General features: G+C 66.6%; 14 protein-coding genes and 1 pseudogene. 8 read left to right on the forward strand and 7 right to left on the reverse strand.

Annotated features, from left to right (window positions below):
• Positions 1-64: 64 nt before the first annotated feature.
• Genes IPI67_40915 through IPI67_40925 form a run of 3 tightly spaced genes read right to left on the reverse strand, consistent with a single transcriptional unit; the run spans position 65 to position 2,326 of the window.
• Complete coding sequence (locus IPI67_40915; protein ID MBK7586539.1) at positions 65-1,153, reverse strand: flippase-like domain-containing protein; 1,089 nt, start codon at positions 1,151-1,153, stop codon at positions 65-67.
• Complete coding sequence (locus tag IPI67_40920) at positions 1,150-1,872, reverse strand: protein tyrosine phosphatase (GenBank protein MBK7586540.1); 723 nt, start codon at positions 1,870-1,872, stop codon at positions 1,150-1,152. Before IPI67_40920 ends, IPI67_40915 begins: the two co-directional genes overlap by 4 nt.
• A gap of 46 nt (positions 1,873-1,918) precedes the next feature.
• Positions 1,919-2,326, reverse strand: a complete 408-nt coding sequence (locus IPI67_40925; GenBank protein ID MBK7586541.1) for a hypothetical protein — start codon at positions 2,324-2,326, stop codon at positions 1,919-1,921.
• Positions 2,327-2,447: 121 nt separating this feature from the next.
• Here IPI67_40925 and IPI67_40930 point away from each other — a divergent pair, with 121 nt between their 5' ends.
• Positions 2,448-3,602 carry an ArsA family ATPase gene (locus IPI67_40930; protein MBK7586542.1) on the forward strand — a complete coding sequence of 385 codons (1,155 nt, stop codon included), beginning with the start codon at positions 2,448-2,450 and terminating at the stop codon, positions 3,600-3,602.
• 41 nt (positions 3,603-3,643) lie between these two features.
• Here the strand turns inward: IPI67_40930 and der are convergent, their stop codons facing one another.
• A complete protein-coding gene (gene der / locus IPI67_40935; protein ID MBK7586543.1) occupies positions 3,644-4,981 on the reverse strand; it encodes a ribosome biogenesis GTPase Der in 1,338 nt (445 codons plus the stop codon).
• Complete coding sequence (era, locus tag IPI67_40940; GenBank protein ID MBK7586544.1) at positions 4,978-5,943, reverse strand: GTPase Era; 966 nt, start codon at positions 5,941-5,943, stop codon at positions 4,978-4,980. The genes der and era overlap by 4 nt, the downstream gene beginning before the upstream one ends.
• Before the next feature lie 254 nt (positions 5,944-6,197).
• Here era and IPI67_40945 point away from each other — a divergent pair, with 254 nt between their 5' ends.
• Together IPI67_40945 and IPI67_40950 are read left to right on the forward strand one after the other, a co-directional pair.
• Positions 6,198-8,774 (forward strand): glycosyltransferase family 39 protein, encoded by a 2,577-nt coding sequence (locus tag IPI67_40945; GenBank protein ID MBK7586545.1) that lies wholly within the window; start codon positions 6,198-6,200, stop codon positions 8,772-8,774.
• Positions 8,775-8,842: 68 nt separating this feature from the next.
• Positions 8,843-9,244 (forward strand): TIGR02266 family protein, encoded by a 402-nt coding sequence (locus IPI67_40950; protein MBK7586546.1) that lies wholly within the window; start codon positions 8,843-8,845, stop codon positions 9,242-9,244.
• A gap of 51 nt (positions 9,245-9,295) precedes the next feature.
• Here the strand turns inward: IPI67_40950 and IPI67_40955 are convergent, their stop codons facing one another.
• Positions 9,296-10,414, reverse strand: a complete 1,119-nt coding sequence (locus IPI67_40955) for a hypothetical protein (GenBank protein ID MBK7586547.1) — start codon at positions 10,412-10,414, stop codon at positions 9,296-9,298.
• Positions 10,415-10,428: 14 nt separating this feature from the next.
• The gene (locus tag IPI67_40960) at positions 10,429-11,049 is read right to left on the reverse strand and encodes an RNA polymerase sigma factor (protein MBK7586548.1); all 621 of its coding nucleotides are present in this window, start codon (positions 11,047-11,049) and stop codon (positions 10,429-10,431) included.
• A 580-nt stretch (positions 11,050-11,629) separates the two neighbouring features.
• Between IPI67_40960 and IPI67_40965 the strand changes: the two are divergent.
• The 5 genes and pseudogenes from IPI67_40965 to IPI67_40985 all read left to right on the forward strand — a co-directional run bounded on the left by IPI67_40965 (position 11,630) and on the right by IPI67_40985 (position 20,741).
• A pseudogene (locus IPI67_40965) lies at positions 11,630-12,412 on the forward strand (hypothetical protein).
• Positions 12,413-12,417: 5 nt separating this feature from the next.
• Positions 12,418-14,883 (forward strand): tetratricopeptide repeat protein, encoded by a 2,466-nt coding sequence (locus IPI67_40970; protein MBK7586549.1) that lies wholly within the window; start codon positions 12,418-12,420, stop codon positions 14,881-14,883.
• A complete protein-coding gene (locus IPI67_40975; GenBank protein ID MBK7586550.1) occupies positions 14,880-19,097 on the forward strand; it encodes a tetratricopeptide repeat protein in 4,218 nt (1,405 codons plus the stop codon). The genes IPI67_40970 and IPI67_40975 overlap by 4 nt, the downstream gene beginning before the upstream one ends.
• Positions 19,098-19,110: 13 nt before the next feature.
• Positions 19,111-20,505, forward strand: coding sequence for a tetratricopeptide repeat protein (locus tag IPI67_40980; GenBank protein MBK7586551.1), 1,395 nt, complete (start codon positions 19,111-19,113; stop codon positions 20,503-20,505).
• Positions 20,502-20,741, forward strand: coding sequence for a hypothetical protein (locus IPI67_40985; GenBank protein MBK7586552.1), 240 nt, complete (start codon positions 20,502-20,504; stop codon positions 20,739-20,741). Before IPI67_40980 ends, IPI67_40985 begins: the two co-directional genes overlap by 4 nt.

A 20,741-nucleotide genomic window follows, 5' to 3' on the forward strand; every position in this document is an offset into this window, starting at 1 on the left:
GTCCGCGCGGCTCGGCCAAGTTCTGGGCGGGGGTGCCTGGGCAAAGTCCGGAGGTATCCGCAGATCACCCGGCGAGGTCGTCGCCCAGCTCTTCGGCGCGCGAGTCCAGCGCCTCACCGACGCTGGTCCGTTCCCAGTACAGACCGAGCGCGGCCCCCGATGCCGTGATGGCCAGCTGGGACAGGTAGATGAGGAGCACGAACGCCGCGCCGGGACCGACCACCAGCTCCGGCGGAAAGAACATCGCGAGGCCCGCGTAGATGGAGATCTGGAACGCGCCGAAGAAGCCGGGCGCGTTGGGCAAGAGAATTCCCAACGCCAGCACACCCATGCTCACGCAGGCCTCGACATAGGTGATCTGATCGAATCCGGCGCCCCAGCACAGGAGCCAGGAAGCCGCCGCGTTGAGCAGCCAGTAGCACACCGTCACCAGCAAGAACGGCACGGTGTACCGCCACTGCGGTAGGAACGAGAGCCCGCTCGCGACCTTCTCCACGCGCTCCGCGAGCCACGCCGCCAGGCGCTTCGAGACGATGCCGACGACGCGCTCCGTGACCGAGCGGGCGAAGTCGCGGCGCCAGTAGAAGATGCCCATCACGCTGAACGCGACCGCGAACAGGGCCAGCGCGCTGTAGGCCGCCCGGGGTACGACCGACGCCGGGATGGGCAGCGCGCCGATCGAGGTTGGCAAGGGATCGAGAGGCGTCGACAGGAGCAGCGCGACCAGCAGCATCACGCTCATGCACAGGCCGTCGATCACCCGCTCTGCGGCCACCGTTCCCGTGGCAGCCCAGCCGGACAAGTGGCCTTTTTTGCGGATCAACACCGGGCGAACCACCTCCCCAGTGCGAAACGGCAAGAGCAATATCGCGGCGAAGCCGATGAACGCCACCGCCACGATGCGGCGCAGTGGCACGGGATGGATCGGCGCCAGCAGCCAGTGCCAACGCATGGCGCGGATCACGTGAACCGTCGACCACATGCCGATGTAGACCGGCAGTGTCCACCAGCGCATCTTGGAGAACGCGCTCGCGCCCGGCAGGATCGGCAGGGCGCCCTTGTGCAGCAGCCACACGAAGCCGGCGGCGATCAGCAGTGAGCCGAACAGCTTGAGCCCGTGGCGCCGCAGCCAGCTGGTCCGTCCGTCGCTCATTCCGGGATCCGGCCGCTCAGTAGCGCAAGCGGACCTTCGCGGAACAGGAAATCGACCTCTTCTGGGCCGTACGCCCCCTCGATGCGTTCGATGCCGGCGGCGACCTCGGCGACGTCGGCGACCCGGTGGGCGTCGCTGCAGGCCGCATGATAGAGCCCGCGCTCCAGCAGCGCTTCGGCCGCTTTTTTGGGCTTTCGGCCGTATTTTCCCACGAGGGCTGCGGTGTCGAGCAGCGCGGCTGCACCGGCGTCCACCAGACGTTCGAGCACATCGGGGTCGCGCCAGATCCGTTGATAGCGCTCCGGGTGCGCAATCACCGGAATCAGTTGTTTCTTGAGTCGGAGGTCGGCGAACCGGCGGTCGATGCTGTACGGGAAATCACTCTCGTAGAACTCGAGCAAGACTGCGTGCCCGCCCGGGTAGGGCAGTCCCTCGTCGTTCATCAGCCGGCCGAACACCACGTCGTCGAAGTAGTGCTCGCTCGAGACGTCGACGACCGGAAGATCGGCGGTCAGGTGCGGCTGCATCCGGGCGTAGGCGCTGAGCAACGCTTCGCGGGAGTTGTCGAACAGCCCCGGTCGCATGTGCGGCGTCGCCACGACGCGTGAAAAGCCGATCTGCCCCAGGGCGCGCAGCATGGCCACCCCGTCTTCGGGGGTCTTGGCGCCGTCGTCGATGCCAGCGACCCAGTGACAGTGCAGATCCACGAAGCCACGCATGCTCGGCCGCAGCCTAGCCTCGAGTGGCTCGGTTCGCGAATGGTGCTCAGCGACGGTTGCGGCTGCCGAGGATCCGGGCGCAGCCCGCCGCGGCGCGCCGCAGGGCGTCGGCTTCTCCGCCTTCGCCACACAGGAGCACTTCGATGCCGTCGATGGTGAGCCGGCGCACTTCCATCTTGCGCGCCACCACGTCGAGGCGGGTGGGAACCGTGTCATTGGCGACGTTTCGCGCCACCAGCGGGGCGTATGCCGCCAGCTCCTCACATTCGGAGAACACGCCGGCGCCGGCGACCAGCACCCCTTGGGGATCCGCCAGGAGCAGCGTCCGGAAGGCGCCGTCCCGCCGCACGCCGTCCAGGAGCTGGCTCAGCGCAGAGAGGGTGTCGCGGGGTGCGAGCTTGCGACGCTCCGTTCGATCGAGGCTGGTCGGGGAGCTGTCGGATTGGCCAAGCATTTTCCCTTGCTGGGTGCCAGAGCGGGAGGGTGGGGGCCAAGTTTTGGGCCGCGCCCCGATCGGCACGGAAAAATCGACCCATTCAGCCGGGAGGGTGGTAGTTCACGCTCCCGATCGGAACATGACCGCCCCGTCGCTCGCGCCCCTCATCGATCAACACCGGGTCGTCTTGTGTGTGGGCAGCGGTGGAGTCGGCAAGACCACCGTCACCGCCGCACTCGGGCTCGCGGCGGCGGAGCGAGGCAAACGCGTGCTGTGTTTGACGATCGACCCGGCCCAGCGTCTCGCCAACAGTCTGGGGCTGTCCCGCATGACGGGGGACGAGCAGGTCGTGGCTCCCGAGCTATTTACGCGGGTGGGCTTGACCGTGCCAGGCCGCCTCAGCGTCATGATGCTGGACACCAAGCGAACCTTCGACGAGCTCGTCACGCGGCACGCCTCGAGTCCCGAGGCGCGCGACCGGATCTTGACGAATCGGCTGTACCAGTACGTGTCGACCAACTTGGCCGGTACCCAGGAGTACATGGCGATGGAGAAGCTTCTCTCGGTCAAGCGGGACGGCGGCTACGACCTGATCGTGCTCGACACGCCGCCGACCAGCAACGCGCTGGACTTCCTCGATGCGCCCGAGCGACTGATCAGCGCGCTGGACAGCGCGGCGATCCGCTGGATGATGCAGGCGTTCGAGCAGTCGGGGCGCTTCAGCATGAACCTGGTCGCCAAGAGTGTAGCGGTGGTGTTGCGCGGGATCGCCAAGCTCACAGGCGGCGGATTCCTCGAGCAGATGGCCGCCTTCATCACCGACCTCAACGACCTGTTTGGCGGTTTTCGCCAGCGCGCATCCGAGGTCGCGGCTGCGTTTCGCGGCCCGGAGTTCGCCTACGTGCTCGTGACCACACCGGCACCCGCTGCGGTGCGGGAGGCGCTGTTCTTCTCCGACCGCCTGGTGGAGCAGGGCATGCGTCGCGACGCATTGGTGGTGAACCGGGTGCACCGCAAGCCCCGGGCCCACCCCACGCTCGAGCAAATCAAGGGTTCGCTGGGCAAACATCGGATCGAGCTCGAGGCCGACGGCGCCGAACGGCTCGCTCGTGCGCTCGAAGAAGAAGTGGAGCTCGCCGAGACCGACGCGGTGGAGCTCACCAATCTGGATCGAGTGCTGGGGCAGGACGCGCAGGGAGCCAAGCCCACGCGTGTCGACATCCCGGCGCTACCGAGCGACGTTCACGATCTCGGCACCCTGAACGGTGTCGCGCAGCTTTTGTGCCCCGGCTGAGCGGGCAGGGCGGCGCAGGGCGGCGCAGTCCCGGTCGGGCGCTACGCGCTCTCAGTTCGCCCGCGCTTGCCCTTGCCGCGGAACTTCAGCTCGATCGGCACACACTGGAAGCCGAAGGTCTTGCGGATCTGGTTCACCACGTAGCGTTTGTAGCTCTCCTTGATGTGATCCGGAGCGCTCGAGATGGCGATGAACACGGGCGGCGCCGTGTGTACCTGAGTGATGTAGTAGATCCGAGGGGCTCTACCACCCTGCGTCGGCGGAGCCCGGCGCTCGAGCACCTGCTCGAAGAACCGGTTCAGCTCGGCCGTGCCGACCCGCCGCCCGAACTCGTCGGCGGCTCGGCGCACGGTGCTCATCAGTTCGGAGACCCCCCAGCCGTTCTTGGCGGACACCTGGATCACCGGGGCCCAGGGCGCAAACCGCAGCGCCTCTTTGATCTGCTGTTCGGTTTGTTTGCGCCCTGCCTTGTCCAGAAGGTCGGTCTTGTTCAGCCCGATCACGACCGCGCGCCCGCGCTCGGCGCACAGGCCCATCAGTCGCGCGTCCTGATCGGTCACACCCTCGTTGGCTTCACACAGCAAGATCACCACTTCGGCCCGCTCCATGGTGCGCAGTGCTCGGAGCACGCTCGCCGTCTCGACTCCGGTGTCGACCCGGGATTTCCGCCGGATCCCCGCGGTGTCGATCACGATGAAAGCATGGCCGTCGACCACCACCCGCGTATCCGTCGGATCACGCGTCGTGCCGGGCTTTGCATCGACCAGCGCACGCTCGGTCTGGGCGAGGCGGTTGACCAAGGACGACTTGCCGGCGTTCGGGCGGCCGATCACCGCCACGCGGATCGCCGGATCCTGGGCGGGCTCCGGCTCACTCGGCTCGTGCGGCGGCATCGCCGCGGCGAGCGCAGTGAGCAGCTCCGCAGTGCCGCGCCCGTGCAGCGCGGAGACCGGGAGCAGCTCCGGCAGCCCCATTTCGTACAGCTCGTTGGCCGCCAGCGCGCGCTGTTTGTCGTCGGCCTTGTTGGCCACGTAGAGCACGGGCTTGGCGCTCTTTCGCAGCAGCTTGATGGCTTCGCGGTCGGCCAGCGTCGGTGACATGGAGCCGTCGAGCACACACACGATGACGTCGGCTTCCGCGAGGGCGGCTCGGACCTGACGCGCGATGCCCTTCCGCATCGGATCGTCATCGGTCGGGTCGAAGCCTCCCGTGTCGACCAGCACCAGCTCGCGCCCCGCCAGGTGAACGTCGGCGTAATTGCGGTCGCGGGTCACCCCCGGTGTGTCGTGCACGATCGCCAGACGCTTGCCGGCCAGGCGATTGAAGAGGGTGCTCTTGCCGACGTTGGGTCGGCCCACGATCGCGACGATCGGCCTCACTTTCGCCCCCGGTGCCCGCGCTTGGGCGCGTCGGGCAGGGCCGACAACAGGCGGCGCTCGGCGGGCGGCTCGTAACCGAGCTCGGCCAGCTGACGCGGCACGTTCTTCCACTTTGGAGTCACGCGCACGAACAGCTCCAGGAACAGCTTGCGACCAAACAGCTCTTCGAGTCGGAGCCGCGCCCCGGTCCCGATGGCCTTGATCGATGCGCCGCCTTTCCCGATCAAGATGCGACGCTGACCGTCCTTCTCGACGTGAATGGTGGCCTTCACCGCCAGTAGGCGGTCGCGCTCCTCGATCACGTCGATGCTCACCGCGACGGCGTGGGGGACTTCACCCTTGGTCAGCTCGAGCACCTGCTCTCGCACGTACTCCCGGACGAAGAACGGCGTCGTGCGATCGGTCAGGGTGTCGGCGGCGTACGCCGCGTCGCCCTCCGGCAGCAGGCCGACGATGGCATCGAGTACCCGAGCGACGTCGTCGCCGGAGCGCAAGCTCGCCGGCACGAGCGCGGCGAACGGGTGGGACTGTTCGTAAGCAACGAGCGCGGGCAACAGCTTCTGTTTGTCGCGCAGCAGGTCGACCTTGTTGATCACCAGCAACGAGCGCGGCCCTTTCGGCAAGAGCTCGAGCACTTCCCGATCCCGCTCCAGCAGCGCAGCCGTGTCTTTTGCCAGTCTCGGGTCGACATCCGTCATCACACACAGCACGTCTGCCGAACGCGCTACCTCCAGCGCGGTTGCGTTCATGCGGCGCCCGAGCTCACTCTTCGGTCGGTGCAGCCCTGGCGTGTCGATGAACGCCAACTGACCGTCCGGTCGGTGCACGACCCCCAGCAAGGCCTCGCGGGTGGTCTGGGGGATCGGAGACACCACCGCCAGCTGCTCGCCTAGGGCGGCATTCAGGAATGTCGATTTTCCGACATTGGTGCGGCCGAGCAGGGCGACAGTACCGAAACGCATGCTCTCTCGATCAAGGGGCGGGATGGACGGCCCGGGTCTTCTCACGAGCGGATCGGGGACCGCAAGCCGCTTGCCGAGGCATGGCGCGTTTCCCGGGGAACCTCGCCCAGCCGCCGGGGCTCGTGCGCGCCGCGCGCGCGCGGGCGCTGGCCTGACCGGCCCTCGGCTTCACGCCGGCACCGAGCCCCGGATCTGGCTCCAAGATGCCACTTCGGGTCGGTGGAGTTCTGCTAAGGTCCCGCCCGCATTCTGCCATGAGCGCAACGGAAGCCGAGCAAAGCGCGGACCGCGACCCGCCGAAAGCGAGCGTGGAGCAGGCCGCCCCCGCCGCGGAATTGGCGCCGGTCGCCGCGCGGCCGGGCGCCGCTGCGCGCCTGAGTCGCTGGCTGCCGCTGCTCGCGTTCCTGCTGCTCTTCGCGAGTCTGTTCGGACCCCTCAGGGCGAGTGGCATCTGGGATCCCTTCGAGCTGCGCGTGGCGGATCTCTCGCGGCGGATCGCGCTGACCCTGCTGGGCGCCACCGGCCTCGGCATCGAGGGCGCAACCAACTCCGTCCCCACGCTGGGTGAGCTCTCGCGCGGTCAGCTCCCGTTCACCTCCATCGCCCTCGGTTTCAAGCTCTTTGGTCTGCACGAGTGGGCTGGGCGCCTGCCCCTTGCCCTCTGGGGAGTCGTGGGTGCGCTCGCGACGTACGCGCTCGTCGCGCGCCTGGCCGATCGCGTGGCCGGCGCATTCTCCGTGCTGGCTCTAGCGACGATGCCGCTGTTTTTCCTGCATGCACGCACCATGCTGGGCGACATCGTCACGATGTCGTCGCTGGCGGTTGCGGCCGCGGGCCTGGGGATCGCGACGTTCGATCGGGAGCTGAGTCCGGTGCGCCGCAGCGGCTGGCTCGTGCTCGGGCTCGCGGGGCTGGGTGCGGGTTTTGGCGCGCGCGGAGTGCTGCTCGGTGTGGCCACGCCGGCGGTGGGAATCGGTCTTGGTTGGGCGCTCTTGCGCAGCCGCCCAGGTGCGATCGGCCAGCGCTTTCGCGATGGCATCGGCGCGTGCTGCCTCGCGCTCGGCGTGACCGCGCTGGTGGTGGGGCTGCGGGTGCTCGGCCGAGCCGGCGACGATCCAGCCCAGTTTTCTCAGCTCCTGGGCGCATCGGTGAAGCCAACCCGCATGCTCCCGACCTACGACACGGTCATCGCCTACTTGGGGCACGGGTTGTTCCCCTGGAGCGCGGTGCTGCCGTTCGCGATCGGGCGCCTGTTCCGGCCACCCCATGGTGTCGACCCGCGCGCGGCGGAGTCGGAGACGGCGCTCCGCATCATCCTGATCTTGATCGCTACCTTGACGTTCGGCGTGCAGGCCCTTTCGGCGTCCGTGGTCGGCCTCTTGCCGTTTGCCGGCGTGTGCATGCTGGCCGCGATCGCCGGTGTGTCGTTGCGGGATTTCGATCGGGGTGCCCCAGGCTCCCGCACGCTTGCCATGGGCGTCGCGGCCTTTGCAATCCTGTTTTACGAGGACCTGAAGACCTACCCCGAGAAGGGCCTCTCGGCCTTCGTGGTCGACGATCCCCGCTTCCCGGACAGCTTCAAGGAGCCGGCGCACACGCTGCTGAAGATTGCGACCCTCGCGCTGTTGGTCGGGTTCTGCGGCGCGTTCTACGAGACGACCTCCGCGAAGGCTCGGCGCTTCTCGCGTGAGGAGTACCTGGCCTGGCCCAAACTCTCGAAGTCGCTCTGGTCCGGTAACCTCTGGTTCTCCTTCCTCGTGTCCGAGGCGGCGCTGGTCGGTTACGCCGTGCTGACCTGGGCCAGTCGCTCGTTCTTCCACTGGAAACAGTTCGATCAGGTCGGCCCCCTCGGGCGACAGCTCGCCAGCTTTGGTTACATCGCGCTGCCGGTGCTCGTGTACGTGCTCCCGGCCGCCGCGCTGTTCGCGCGGGACCTGCTGCGCGAGATCTTCGTGCGCGCGCCGGTCTCCCGCGCGACCGTCGCGACCTTCTCGGTGGCGTTGTCCGGCAGCGTGCTGTCCTTCGCTTACTACCCCAAGCTCACCGCGCAGATCTCACCCAAGGAGGTCTTCGATTCCTACAAGACCCACGCCAAGGCCGGTGAGGCGCTGGGCATCGTCGGCGTCGGGACGGGGGCCGCGACCTACTATGCCGGGCGCAACGTGCCGACCTTCGAGAACGCGAATGCCGCGTTCACCTGGCTCACCGAGGCAACCGATCGACGTTGGCTGGTGCTGCGCTCCGGCGATCTGCCGCAGGTCAACTCCCTGTTCCGGGGTATGCCCAGCGCACCCGGGAACGTGCCGGTGCTCGACGCGCGCTCCAGCGAGATCTTGCTGCTGTCGAACCAGCTCGGACCCGGCGAGAAGAACGAGAACCCGTTCGCCAACTGGGTGCTCGATCGCGCGCCCACGCCGCGCATGCCGATGGACGCCAACCTCGGCGGGCAGCTGGACGTGCTCGGCTGGGAGGTCAGTGATCTGTCGGGCAATGCTCTGGACTCGGTGGTGCCACAGAAGCAGTACCAGTTTCGCACTTACTACAAGGTTGTCGCCAGCATCTCGGGCAACTGGGAGACCTTCATTCACATCGACGGCTTCCAGCGCCGTTTCAACGGCGACCACCCGACCCTCGAGAGCAAGTACCCGTTTCACCTGTGGCGGGTCGGGGACTTCATCGTGGACGTCTACCCGTTCTCGCTCGAGCCGAACTTCACGCCTGGGGACTACGACGTGTTCTTTGGGCTGTTCATCGGCAGCCGCCGGCTGGAGGTCAAGCGCGGGCGCCACAACGACAACCGACTGGAGGGTGGGCACCTCCGGGTCCGCTGATTCTGCCTGATTCTGCCGCGCCATCGCCCGCTTTGGACACCCGTGCAATTCGGGGCTAAGGCCCGGGCGTGGGCGACGACGACGATCCCCCGGACTTCTCGGAGCGGCGCCTGCGCTCCGATCGCCGCAGCGCGGATCGGTTCGAGGTCGTCTGGTCCGTCGACTGCGAGACCGACGAGACCTTTCTGTACGCGTCGATCACCAACATCTCCGAGCTGGGGATCTTCGTGCGTACGAACGAACCGCTACAGGTTGGAACGCGCTTGACCTTGCGTTTCTCCGAGCCGCGCTCGAGTGAGACCTTCGTGCTCTCGGGTGTGGTGCAGTGGGTCAACCCGCTGCACTTGCTGGCCGAGAATCTCAACCCGGGCATGGGGATCCGTTTCGTGGAACTGGCGCCGGACGAACGCGAGCGCATCGTCGATATCATCCGGACCATCGCTTACGTGCGCGACGCCGCGAAGAACTGAGCCGCGGTCCCGGCGCCTGCGAAGGCGCGCGTCAGGTTTCGAACCCGGACTTCAGAACGCGTCGCTGGTCCCGGGCGGTTTGGCTTTGGGCGGGGTTTTTTCGGCGGGTTTGGCCCCCGCGGCGGTTTTGGGCGGTGCGGGTTTGGCGGCCGCCTTGCGCGCAGCAACCGGCTGCTGGTCTAGGCTGGCCAGCGCGCGCTGCGCCCGATCATCGTAGCCCGCCACGCCGAGCAGCTGTTTGTAGTTGCGCCGCGCGTTCTCTTCTTGCCCCAGGGCCCGGTAACAGTCACCCGCCTGCCAGAGCGCCTCGTTGCCGATCCCGCTGCCCTTGTGGCGCGCGTTGATGGACTCGAAGCGCGGGGCCGCGCTGCCACACCCAGCCTGGTTGCGCACTGCCTGTGCGGCGAAGAGCTCGGCCGAAGCAGCCTTGTCGCCGCCGCGCGTCGCAACGGAGTCGAAGTTCTTCTGGGCCTCCGCGTAACGACCGGCTCGGTAATCGGCCATGCCCTGCTCGTAGCTGTCGTCGGCGCCGCCGGTGTTGCCGTCCTTTGCCTTGCCGAGCGCCGCGATCTCGTCCTTGGTCTCTGCCTGTGCCGCCGCAGGCGGCGATGGGGCGAAGGTCGGCTCCGCCTCCTCCGCCAGACCCGCGCTAGTCTTCTCCCGCTTGGCCTCTCGGTCGGCTGGCACGGCAGGTCGCGCTTCACTCTCCGGCTCGCCGGCGCGCGCCTTGGCCGGCATGGGCACGACGGTGACGGTCTCGTTCTCACTCTCCGGCACGCCGCGTTCGGTGATCCGTACGCGCTCTCTCGCACCGGGCTTGGCACGCAGGAACAGCAGGCTCGACCCGATCATGAGGAGCAAGAGCGCCGCCATGGCGAGCTGCGGTCGCATGGCATACCCGGCAAGCACCGAGATGCTGCGTCCAAGTCGCTGGCGGAGCGGCAACGCCGCGCGCGCCCGACGCTCGGCCTCGAGGATGCGCGCTTCGAGCCCCGCGGGCGCTTCGACCTGGGGAATTGCGCCGATTTGTCGGGTCGCTTTCAGGCCGGAGCCGATGCCACGGCAGCGCGCGCAGTGCTCCATGTGCCGGCGGGCCGCGGCGCTCGTGAGCTCGTCCAGCTCGTCGTAGAGCAGGTCGAGCACGATTCGGTCGAACTTCTCGCAATCCACGGCTGGGTCCTCGTTCAGCGCAATGCGCGCGCATACTCCTCGAAGTCGCTCAGTGCCTCTTGCAGGCGGTCGAGCGCATACCGCATGCGGCTCTTGACCGTGTTCTCACCGACACCGGTGATGTCGGCGATTTCTTTGAACGGCAGGTTGCCGATCTCGCGCAGCAGAAAGACCTCGCGCTGGTCCTCGGGTAGCCGCTCGACGGCCTCCACGATGCGGCCGGCCATTTCCCCCGCGGCCGCGCTGCGCTCCACGCTCGCCCGGGGGTGGGCGTCCGCGACGCTCTCGAGCAGCGGGCGAGACTCCTCGCCGTTGGCGGTGATGGGTTGATCCAGCGACGGGTGCCGGCGGTGGCTCTGTTTGCGCAAGTGGTCGACACACAGGTTTCGCGCGATGGTGTAGGCCCAGGTCGAAAATCGCGCCTCGTGCTTGAACTCGCTGGCGCTCTGCACGACGCGCATGAAGACGTCCTGAGTCACGTCTTCCGCGGTGTTGGTCTGGCGTACCTGGCGCAGCACGAAGTTGTAGATTGGCGTCTTGTGTCGCCGCACCAGCTCCGCGAACGCCTCACGGTCGCCTCTCTGGTAGCGCACCATGAGCATTTCGTCCGTCGTCTCGCCTCGTGCAGTCGCCATCCTCACCCCGACCCGGCTGGGGAATGGACGTCGGCCCACGTTCTTGGTTTGGTTCCGAAGAGCTCCCGGGAAGGGTTACCCGGGACCCTCACCTCTGTCGGACGTCCCAGCACGGGATTCGATCTGCGGCCGGCAGGAACGCTACTCCCCGGTCGGACGCGCCGGCAAGGACTGCTCCAGCGGTTGAGCGTAGGCCTTGACCGGCCAACAGGCCGACCAGCGGCGAGGTGGCTTCTTCGCTCCGGGGGGAGACGCCCCCGCGGAAGAACGGGGTCGCCAGTTGCACCCTCGCCAAATCCCGAACATAAGAGGGCGTTACAGCTGAGCCGGGATGGTGCCGGACGGATTCGATGTCTCCCCTCGACGCTCGGGGCGGGGTCGCTGATCCGAAATGGCCTCATCCACCGTCTCAACACTCGAGAGAGGGACAACGATGCGACTTTGGATGGCATTCGCGTTGCCGATGATCGCGGCGCTCACAATCGCTCCCGTGGCCGCAGCTCAACCGGCGACTCCGCCGAAAGCAGGAGCCGCGGACGCGGCGAAGCCCGCGGACCCGAAGGCAGATCCGAAGAAGGAAGGCGACGCTGCGAAGCCCGCGGACGCCGCGAAACCCGCGGACGCCGCGAAACCCGCGGACGCCGCGAAACCCGCGGACGCCGCGAAGCCGGCGGAAGGTGAGAAGAAAGCGGAGGCCGCCACCGACGCGAAGCCCGACGACAAACCCAGCGCGCCGAAGGCCGCGGCGGGCGGCGGCATGGATGGCGCGACGTACCAGGTCCGACTGCGCGAGCTCGAGCAGCGCGTCGACGAGCTGAAGGAACAGATCCGCCGCAGCCACACGCGTCTCAGTTTGCTGAGCGAGACCATCCTCTCGGGCGGAGTCGGTGGCGCCCGCGCGGAGGTCAAGTTCGTCAACGAGATGAGCAGCGTCTTCCGGCTGAATCGCGCACTTTTCGTGCTCGATGGCGCCGTCCAGTACAACAAGCAAGACGACAGCGGCGCGCTCGCCGCGCAGAAAGAAATCCCGATCTTCAGCGGCTCGGTTCCGCCGGGAGATCACACGCTGCAGGCGTTGCTTCAGTTCCAGGGCTATGGCTACGGCGTCTTCTCCTACCTCCGGGGTTATCGCTTCGAGGTGAAGTCGAGCCATTCGTTCACCGTAACCGAAGGCAAGACGATGGAGCTCCAGGCGGTCGCCTACGAGAAGGGTGGAGTCACGACCCCGGTGGAACAACGTCCCGCCGTCCGCTTCGTGGAGAAGCTCCGGACCGGTGGCGCCTCCGCGGCTCCGAGCTCGGGTGGTAACAATCAGAAGTCCGGCGCGTCCGGCTCGTTCTCGTTCGGCTCCGGAGGAAAGTGATGCCCATGGGTCGCGGAGCCCCGCCGCCGCGCGGCTGGCTCTTCTCGCTTGGCGTGTGTGCGCCGCGCTTCCTTGCTGTTGGAGCGGTGCTCGCCGCGCTGTCCGTGAGCGCGCCGGCCTCGGCCGTGTCCGCGAGCGAGGCGCGGAACCGAGCTCAAGCTGCCATCGTGTCGGTGGAAAATGGCGTCGGGAACGTGCAGAAGGCGGCCGCACGGGCCAATCGCCAGAAGCTCACCTCGGCCCAGCGAATCGCGGCCGGAGACATCCTGTTCCGCAACAAGGACTACGAGCGCGCCATCGAGGTGTTTTCGCAGGTCGTCGAGCTCGGCCGGCAAGGGCGCGCCGACACCGCGTCCATCGCGGACGCGCAGTTCTTCCTGGGTGAGAGTTACCTCAAGAGCAAACAGTACCTCTCGGCGCGGCGCGCCTACCGTGAGATCCTCGAGAAGTCGTCGGCCAGCCCGTACGACAGCTACGCGGGGCGCGCGGTCAGCCGTCTGGTCGACATCGCCCTCCGCACTCAGAACTACGACAGCATCGACGAGATCATCGCCAAGCTGAGCTCGTTGCCGACGTCCGACTCGACCGGGTCGTTGCAGTACGCGCGTGGTAAGGCTCTGTACGCAAAGAAGGACTACGACGCGGCTCGTGCGTCCCTCGGCAACGTCGGAGTGTCGAGCGGTTGGGCGCCGCAGGCGCAGTACCTGCTCGGCGTCATTTTGGTGAAACAAGCGACGCCAACGGCGCCCGAGGCCGAAGAGGCCAAAGCCAAGGACGAAAAGCTGGATCAGCCCAGCATCGTGACCAAGGGCTCGGTCGCAGCCATACCGACGTCACGCTACGCCGCGGCCATCGAGCAGTTCCGGCGTGTGACCCGGCTGAAGGCCGAGACCGACGGTCAGCGCCAGGTGATCGATCTGGCGTGGATGGCCATCGGGCGTTTGTTCTACGAGACCGACAACTTCCTCGACGCGGCGGACGCCTACAGCCACGTCGATCGCAAGAGCCCCGAGTTCTCCGGCATGCTCTACGAGCTGGCCTGGGTCTACGTGCGGCTCGGCGACTACCAGCGCGCGCAGCGCTCGCTCGAGGTCTTGAGCATCACCGATCCGGAGAACCTGCGGTTTGCCGACGGCTCGCTGCTCCGCGCCGACTTGATGCTTCGCTCCGGCCAGTTCGAGAAGGCGCTCACGCTGTACAAGACCGTGCGCAGCCGCTTCGACCCGATCCGCGAGCAGGTGAGCACCTTCCTCGCCGACACCCAGGACCCGGCCGTCTACTACGACAAGCTGGTGAGTGAGCAGCTCGACAGCGAGAAGGGGGCCCTGTCCCCGGTGGTGATCCAGTGGGCACGGGAAGAGGCCGAGAACGATCGCGCGTTTGCCGTGATCGATGACGTCACGGCGTCGCGCAGCCTGATCAAGAAATCCAAGCGCCTCGTGGTCAAGCTGAACGCGGTGCTCGGCTCCGGCACACGCATGCGGGCGTTCCCGGAGCTGGTTGCGGCCATGGAGCAGACGCTGTCGCTCCTGAACAAGTCCGGCCAGGCACGACGCACTCTGGCGCAAGGCATGGATGACGAGGCTGGCAACGCCGGCGGCGAGCTGAGCCGCGTCCGCTCCGAGCGCCGGGCGCTGATGAAACGCATGGAGTATCTGCCGGTCACGCCGGGCGACTTCTCCCAGCGTGAGGCCTCGGGTGATCGGCAGTGGAACAAGGTGAGCCAGCGCCTGCAGCAGCTGGAGCTCGAAGCCGACAAACTTCACGCCATCGTCAATGGTCTCAAGCGGGTGCTCAAGGACGCGGACAAGTTCGGCGTGACCAGTGACGCCACCAGTCGCCAGCGCTTTCAGGCCGAGATCAGCGCCAACGAGAAAGATCTCGAGACTTACAAGAAGCGCATCACCGAGTACCGCGAGCTGGTGGACATGGGACGGGTCCAGATCGGCTTCGGCGACCAGCGTTTCGTCGAGGACGACCAGATCCGACACCGGTTCCGGGAGTTGTTCAGCCGCGAGGTCGAGCTGGTCGTCGGGGGCGGGGACCCGGGCGCTGCCGACTACGCACGTCAGATCCAGCCCATCCTCCGGCGGGCGGATACGGTCGAGGACACCCTCGAAAAGACCAAGTCGCGCCTGGAGCGCGAGGCCGAGGCGCAGGCCCAGAGCCTGCGCGAGCAGGTCGAGAAAGAGGCGCAGAACCTCGAGAAGTACGCCAGCGATCTCGACGACCTGGACCAGCAGGCACGGCTGCTCGTCGGTGAGCTGGCGATGAAGAACTTCGCGCTCGTTCGAGATCGGCTCAAGAGCATCGTGCTTCGAGCGGACGTCGGCATCGTCCAACAGGCCTGGGAGCTGCGTGAAGAGCAACTGATGCGGGTCCGAAACCTCCAGCGTGAGCGGGCCCGCGAAGAACAAAACCTCAACGACGAGCTGCGAGAAGTGATCGATGACGCCGGAGGTGAGCTGTGAGCCGCCGATTCACGCCGGCAATCTGGGCTTCCGTCCTCTGCCTTGCGCTCGTGGCGCCGTCCATCGCCGTGTCGCAGCCTGCCGCACCCAAGGCGCCCGCGCCCGCAAGCTCGGCGTCAGCAGCCGGTTCGGCGGCCCCGGCAAGCTCGGGGGCACTGCCAGCTGCGTCGGCCGCAGCGGTCACCCCCGGTGCACCCGCCACGAAAGCTCCGGACATCAAGATCCGCAAGGGCGCGCCGCCGCCGCCGCCCCCGAGCGCCGCTCAGCTCAAGGCCTTCGAGATCCTCAAACAAGAGGCGAAGGACTACGAGCAGGGCGCCAAAGAGTTCCGCGACACGCTCACCATGATCGTGCGCCACCACTACGAGGAGCGGCGCCGCCGGATCCTCAACACCCTCGATCGCGAGATCGGCATCGAGCGCAAGGGCCTGAAGGAAGCGCGACTCGAGGCCATCAAGCGCCTCGAGAAGTTCATCGCGCTCTACAGCGGGGACAACGCCCACCCGTCAGCGACGCCGGACGCGATGTTCCGGCTCGCGGCGCTCTACGAAGAGCGCGCGCGTGAAGCCCAAGAAGGCGATCTCGCGGCGGGTCTCGAGACCGCAATCGCCCTGTATCGTCGCATCATCGACGAGTACCCGCAGTACGAAGAGATGGCTGCGGTGCACTACTTCCTGGGTCACGCCTACACCGACTCGGCCAAGATCGAAGAGGGTCAGCAGGCCTGGCGCACCCTGGTCTGCAGTAACCGGTATCAGGTCAAGCCCGACAAGAAGGACTCGTCCAAGATCGAGCTCCAGCCGCTGGAGCAGGATCACGACGACAAGTTCTGGACCGACTGGAACAACAAACACCCGGTGCCGCTCGACGCTGGCGCGCTGGGCAAGGGCATGAAGAAGAAGCCCGCGCCCAAGCCCGCCGCCAAGGGCAAGAAGGACCAACCGGGAGGGACGGCTGAAGAAGAGCTGGCCTACCGCGACCCGTATCCGCTCGACTGCAAGCCGCTGCCCCAGGAGCTGCGGTCCGGCGAGGACCCGCGCTACCTGGCAGAAGTCTGGTGGCAGATCGGCAACAACCACTTCGATCAGGTCGACCCCAACGGTGGCCCCTACAACTTGAACCGCGCCGTCAGTGCCTATCAGCACTCGATGGAGTTCAAGAAGCCGCCCGTCTACGGCGTCTCGATGTACAAGCTGGCTTGGACCTACTTCAAGCAGCAGCGCTACAAGACCGCAGTCGACGAGTTCGTAAAGCTGCTGCAACTGGCTGACGAGATGGAGGCCAAGACCGGCGACCCCGGCGCGGACTTCCGCCAGGAAGCGTTCACGTACATCGCCGGCTCGCTGACCTACGTCGACTTCGACGGGCCGCCCGGCGATCTGCCCTACATCCCGCGCAACGACGTGCTCGACACCGAGCCGAACCCGGTGGTCGCCGAAGAGAAGATGGCCATCGGCATCGCGCGGGTTCAGGACCCCGCGCTGCTTCCGCAAGACAAGAAGTGGACCGTCGAGATCTACAAGGCGTTGGCGCAGGAATACATCGAGATCACCCAGAACCGGAACGCCATCGCGACGCTCGAGCTGACGCTCAAGAAGTTCCCGATGGATCGGGATGCGCCGGTGATGCAGAACCGGGTCGCGGAGCTCTACGATCAGCTGACGCGCCTCGCGCCCGAGAACTCGCCCGCGAAGGCCGAGTACTCGGGCAAGGCCCTGGAAGCCCGTACCAAGCTGGCGGCGTACGTCGGGACGACCCCCTGGACCGACGCGAACCGTGACGATCCCGAGGCGCTCGCCCAGGCGGAACAGCTGGTCAAGGGCGGCCTACGCCGCGCGGCCGCTGACCACACCAACGCCGCGAGGATTTTCTACAACAAGGCGCTCGAGCTGAGTAACCCCGCCGAGCAGCGGGCCCAGATCGAGAAGGCCGTCGACGAGTACCGGCTCGCAGAGACCGGCTGGGCGGGCTTCCTGAACCAGGACCCGAACGCGCTCGATGCCTACGAGAGCAAGTTCTGGCTGGCGGACGCTCGTTACTGGGTGGTCGTGCTGCAGGTGGCGATCAACCGCTCGCCGGCGACGGCGGAGGTGCAGCGCGCGCGAGAAGCGGCGGTCGCCGTGCGCGACTCCAACGAAGACGACAAGTACATGCAGCCCACCGGCTACTACGTCGTCACCATCGCCGAAAAAGTCCTCGAGGACGAGTACCGGAAACACGAGGAGAGCAAGGGAGCGCAGGGCGTTCAGAAGCGGGAAGAGATCCGCTTCAACGGCGAGGATCCGAACACGCGCACCGTGATCAAGGATCCCCTCCCGGCGCAGGTGCTGGAAGCGGTGAAGGCGCGCGACGAGTACAACGCACGCATCCCCGTCGACCGCGACGCGAAGCAGAACGGGCTGCTCTACGCCTTCCAGAACGCCGAGTACTTCTTCGTCTACGGCGACTTTGCCGGCGCCCGTCCGCGCTACCAGGCGCTCTACGACCAGTACTGCGGCAAGAACGAGTGGGGCTACAAGTCCTGGGACAAACTGGTCAGCATGGCGGCGCTCGAGCGCGACGCCGATGCGGCGACCAAGCTTGCTCAGGGCAAGAGCTGCGCGTACAGCGAAGAGACCAAGAGGGAGGAGGAAGGGCGCCGCAAGCCCATCATGCAGACCGCCGCCTTCCAGGAGGCCGCGAAGCTGTTCAAGAAGGCCGAGGGCATGCCCGACGGCCCCGAACGCCAGAAGACCTGGCGCCAGGCGGCGGCGGCCTACAAGACCGCCCTCGATGCGGCCCCGGATCGCGACGAGGCGCCGGAAGCCGCGATGAACGGCGCCTTCGCCTACAAACAGGTCGGTGAGTACGACAAGGCCATCGAGATGTACGAGCTGTTCATCTCGAAGTACGGCAGCGAGACCATCATCCAGAAGCTCAAGAACGGTGATCCGAAGGCCAAACCTCCGGTCGCCGCCGAGCCGAAGAAGTATGAAGACCGCGTCAAGTACCTGAAGACGGCGTACGACGCGCTGGCCAGCTCGTACGTGCTCTTCTTCGACTATCCGAAGGCGGCGGCGACCTTCGACAAGATCAGCAGCATCGAGCATTTTCAGCCGAACGCCCGGCGCGAAGCGGCCCGCCAATCCCTCTCGCTCTACTCGAGCCTGGGTGACCAGACGGGCATGCAGAAGTCCCGCGATCGCTTCAAGAACCTCGGCGCCTCACCCAAGGAGACGGCGGAGGCGGACTTCATCATCGCCTCGAGCGATCTGAAGAAGTGGGACGAGTACAGCCCCGACACCGGGGGCAACGCCTCGGCGCGCAAGCAGGCGCAGAACTCGATGATGAACTACTACGACGCCAACCGGAAGCGGTCCGAGGCGGCGCAGTACGTGGTGCACGCGGCCTATCACGTCGCGAAGACCAAGGACGCGGTCAGCTCCGGGGACACCAACAAGTGGTGGAAGGCGACGATGGACGCCTTCGATGCCTACAAGAAGGTGGCGCCGTCGAAGGACGGCAAGAACAGCGCGCTCGGCTCGGTCGAAGCCGGCATGGCGGCTCAGGCCGAGTACACGATGCTCGACGACGAGATCACCAAGAAGTTCGACTACGAGTCGGGCCACCACCGTTACAAGGGCACGCCGGTCAAGGTGATCGAGGCCTACCGCAAGGACGCTACGGTCGCGAAGCAGTGGTACGACAAGCTCGAGACCATCATCAACAAATACGTCTCGCCGGAGTGGTCGACGGTCGCGATTTCCCGCCAGGGCACGCTGTACGACTCGCTCCGCACCGGGCTCTACAACGTGCGGCCGCCCGAGCTTCAGATGTTCGACAAGAAACAAGAGGCCATGCTCAAGAAGGCGGAGGAGAGTGACAACCCCGACCTGCAAGAGAAGGTCGACGCCATCCGCGTCAAGGTGCAGCAGGCCTGGCGTGACGCCCGCGACAAGGAGATCAACGGCGCCGACGAGATCATGGTCGATCGGTACGGCAACGCCATCATGCTGTCGCGACGCTACAACGTGTCGAATCCCGGCATCATCCACGCGCTCCGCCGGCTGGCCTTCTTCACCGACGTGATTGGCGAGGCGAAGATGAAACAGTTCACCTCCAAGGTGAAGGATCTCAACTACACCGAGGGCATGTTCCTCAAGATGCGTCCGGGCCAGGTCACGCGTCCCGATCCGGATGGCATGCCGCGCCCGCTGCCGGTTCTGTCGCAGTGAGGAGAATCGAATGATGATGCGTCGAATCGGAACAGCCCTGTGCATGGTCGCCGCGCTCGCCACGGTGGCCTGCGGCGGCGACAAGAAGGACGCGAAGTACCCGGGCGGCGTCGGTAAGATCGATCAGTCGACTCACGGTGGCCCGGGCGCGGTCTACACGCCCCAGGGACAGCAGTTCGCGGTGACCGACGCGCCATCGAGCGGTGCGGACGCCAGCAATCGGCCGAAGATGAACGCCTCCGCCGCTCAGGCCTATGCCGCCGGCATGGAGGCGTTCAAAGTCGGGGATCTGCAGGCCGCGCGTGATCAGTTCACGAAGGCCACGGAGGCCGACTCCCAATCTTACCAAGGCTTCTATTCCCTGGGCGTGGTCAAGGAACGCTTGGGCGAGTCGAGCGGTGCGGCGTCCGCTTACAAGAGCGCCGTCTCGGTCGTCTCCGATTACGAGCCGGCCATCTACTCCCTTGGCGTGCTCCTGGCCCGGGACGGCAAGGCCAGCGAGGCGGAGAGCCTGTTGAAGGGCAAGATGGCCAAGATGCCGAAGAGCGCGGCGGTCGTGGCGGCGCTCGCCGAGGTCAAGAGCATCCAGGGCGACTCGACCGAGGCGCAGGAGCTGGCGAAGGAAGCGCTGAAGAAGAACCCGGATTATCGCCCGGCAATGGTCACCATCGCTCGCGACCACTATCGCAAACGGCGCCTCGACCTTGCGCTCTACACCCTGAAGGCCATCCTCACGGGCTTCGGCGACGAGAACCCCGCGCGGGACAAGAACAACGCCGAGGCGCGTCTGCTGCGTGGGCTCATCTACCGTGAGCAGGGCAACAAGGGCGACGCACTCGACGACTTCAAGCGCGCCGTCGAAATTCGCCCGGACCTGGTGGAGGCCCGCGTTCAACTGGCAAGCTACGTGCTCGAAGCGGGCAACGCCTTCGAAGCCGCGAACCTGCTCGAGGGCGCGCTAAAATACGACAAGAACCACGTGCTCGCGCGCCTGAACCTCGGCGATGCGTACCGGCTGCTCGGCAAGGCGGAGCAGGCGAAGAAGGAGCTCGAGTGGGTCGCGAGCAAGGACAGCACGCTGGCGCAGGTCCACTACAACCTGGGCTTGCTCTACCTGTTCAGCGACAACATCGCCGGCATCGCTCCCAAGGCTGCGATGGACAAGGCCATGAGTGAGTTCGAGCTCTACAAGAAGATGAAGCCGAAGGGCAAGCCGGGGGAGCGCGACGACACTGATGAGCTCATCACCCGCGCCAAGACCAAGAAGGCACTGCTGGAAGAGGCCGAGAAGGCCAAGAAGGCCAAACCGGCAGCGACCGGCGGGGCCGCAACGCCGCCTGCCGGCACTGGCTCGACCGGCAAGCTGCCGCCGCCCACCACTCCGCCCAAGCCCGCAGGAGGCAAATGATGAAGACGTCAGTCAAACTCGCTCTGGTGGCATTGGTGCTCGCGACCCCGTCGCTTGCGTTCGCTCAAGGCAAGAGTCGCGTGGTCACCATCAGCGAGGTGACGATCGTTGGGCGCGTGCAGAAGCCGATCGCCGCGGTCGACGTGAGTCGCATCCAACCCAAGCTGACCTTGGCGGAACTGCGGCAGCCGTTCCTGCATCGAATCGAGAAGGCGATCTATCAAGATCCGTTCTGA

This window comes from Myxococcales bacterium (assembly GCA_016706225.1).
Lineage (GTDB): Bacteria > Myxococcota_A > Polyangia > Polyangiales > Polyangiaceae > JADJKB01.

Excerpts from the sequence above, each read along its gene's own strand:
- IPI67_40915 (MBK7586539.1), bottom strand. The coding sequence starts at position 1,153 with ATGAGCGACGGACGGACCAGCTGGCTGCGGCGCCACGGGCTCAAGCTG.
- IPI67_40920 (MBK7586540.1), bottom strand. The coding sequence starts at position 1,872 with ATGCGTGGCTTCGTGGATCTGCACTGTCACTGGGTCGCTGGCATCGAC.
- IPI67_40925 (MBK7586541.1), bottom strand. The coding sequence starts at position 2,326 with ATGCTTGGCCAATCCGACAGCTCCCCGACCAGCCTCGATCGAACGGAG.
- IPI67_40930 (MBK7586542.1), top strand. The coding sequence starts at position 2,448 with ATGACCGCCCCGTCGCTCGCGCCCCTCATCGATCAACACCGGGTCGTC.
- era (MBK7586544.1), bottom strand. The coding sequence starts at position 5,943 with ATGCGTTTCGGTACTGTCGCCCTGCTCGGCCGCACCAATGTCGGAAAA.
- IPI67_40945 (MBK7586545.1), top strand. The coding sequence starts at position 6,198 with ATGAGCGCAACGGAAGCCGAGCAAAGCGCGGACCGCGACCCGCCGAAA.
- IPI67_40960 (MBK7586548.1), bottom strand. The coding sequence starts at position 11,049 with ATGGCGACTGCACGAGGCGAGACGACGGACGAAATGCTCATGGTGCGC.
- IPI67_40970 (MBK7586549.1), top strand. The coding sequence starts at position 12,418 with ATGGGTCGCGGAGCCCCGCCGCCGCGCGGCTGGCTCTTCTCGCTTGGC.
- IPI67_40980 (MBK7586551.1), top strand. The coding sequence starts at position 19,111 with ATGATGCGTCGAATCGGAACAGCCCTGTGCATGGTCGCCGCGCTCGCC.
- IPI67_40985 (MBK7586552.1), top strand. The coding sequence starts at position 20,502 with ATGATGAAGACGTCAGTCAAACTCGCTCTGGTGGCATTGGTGCTCGCG.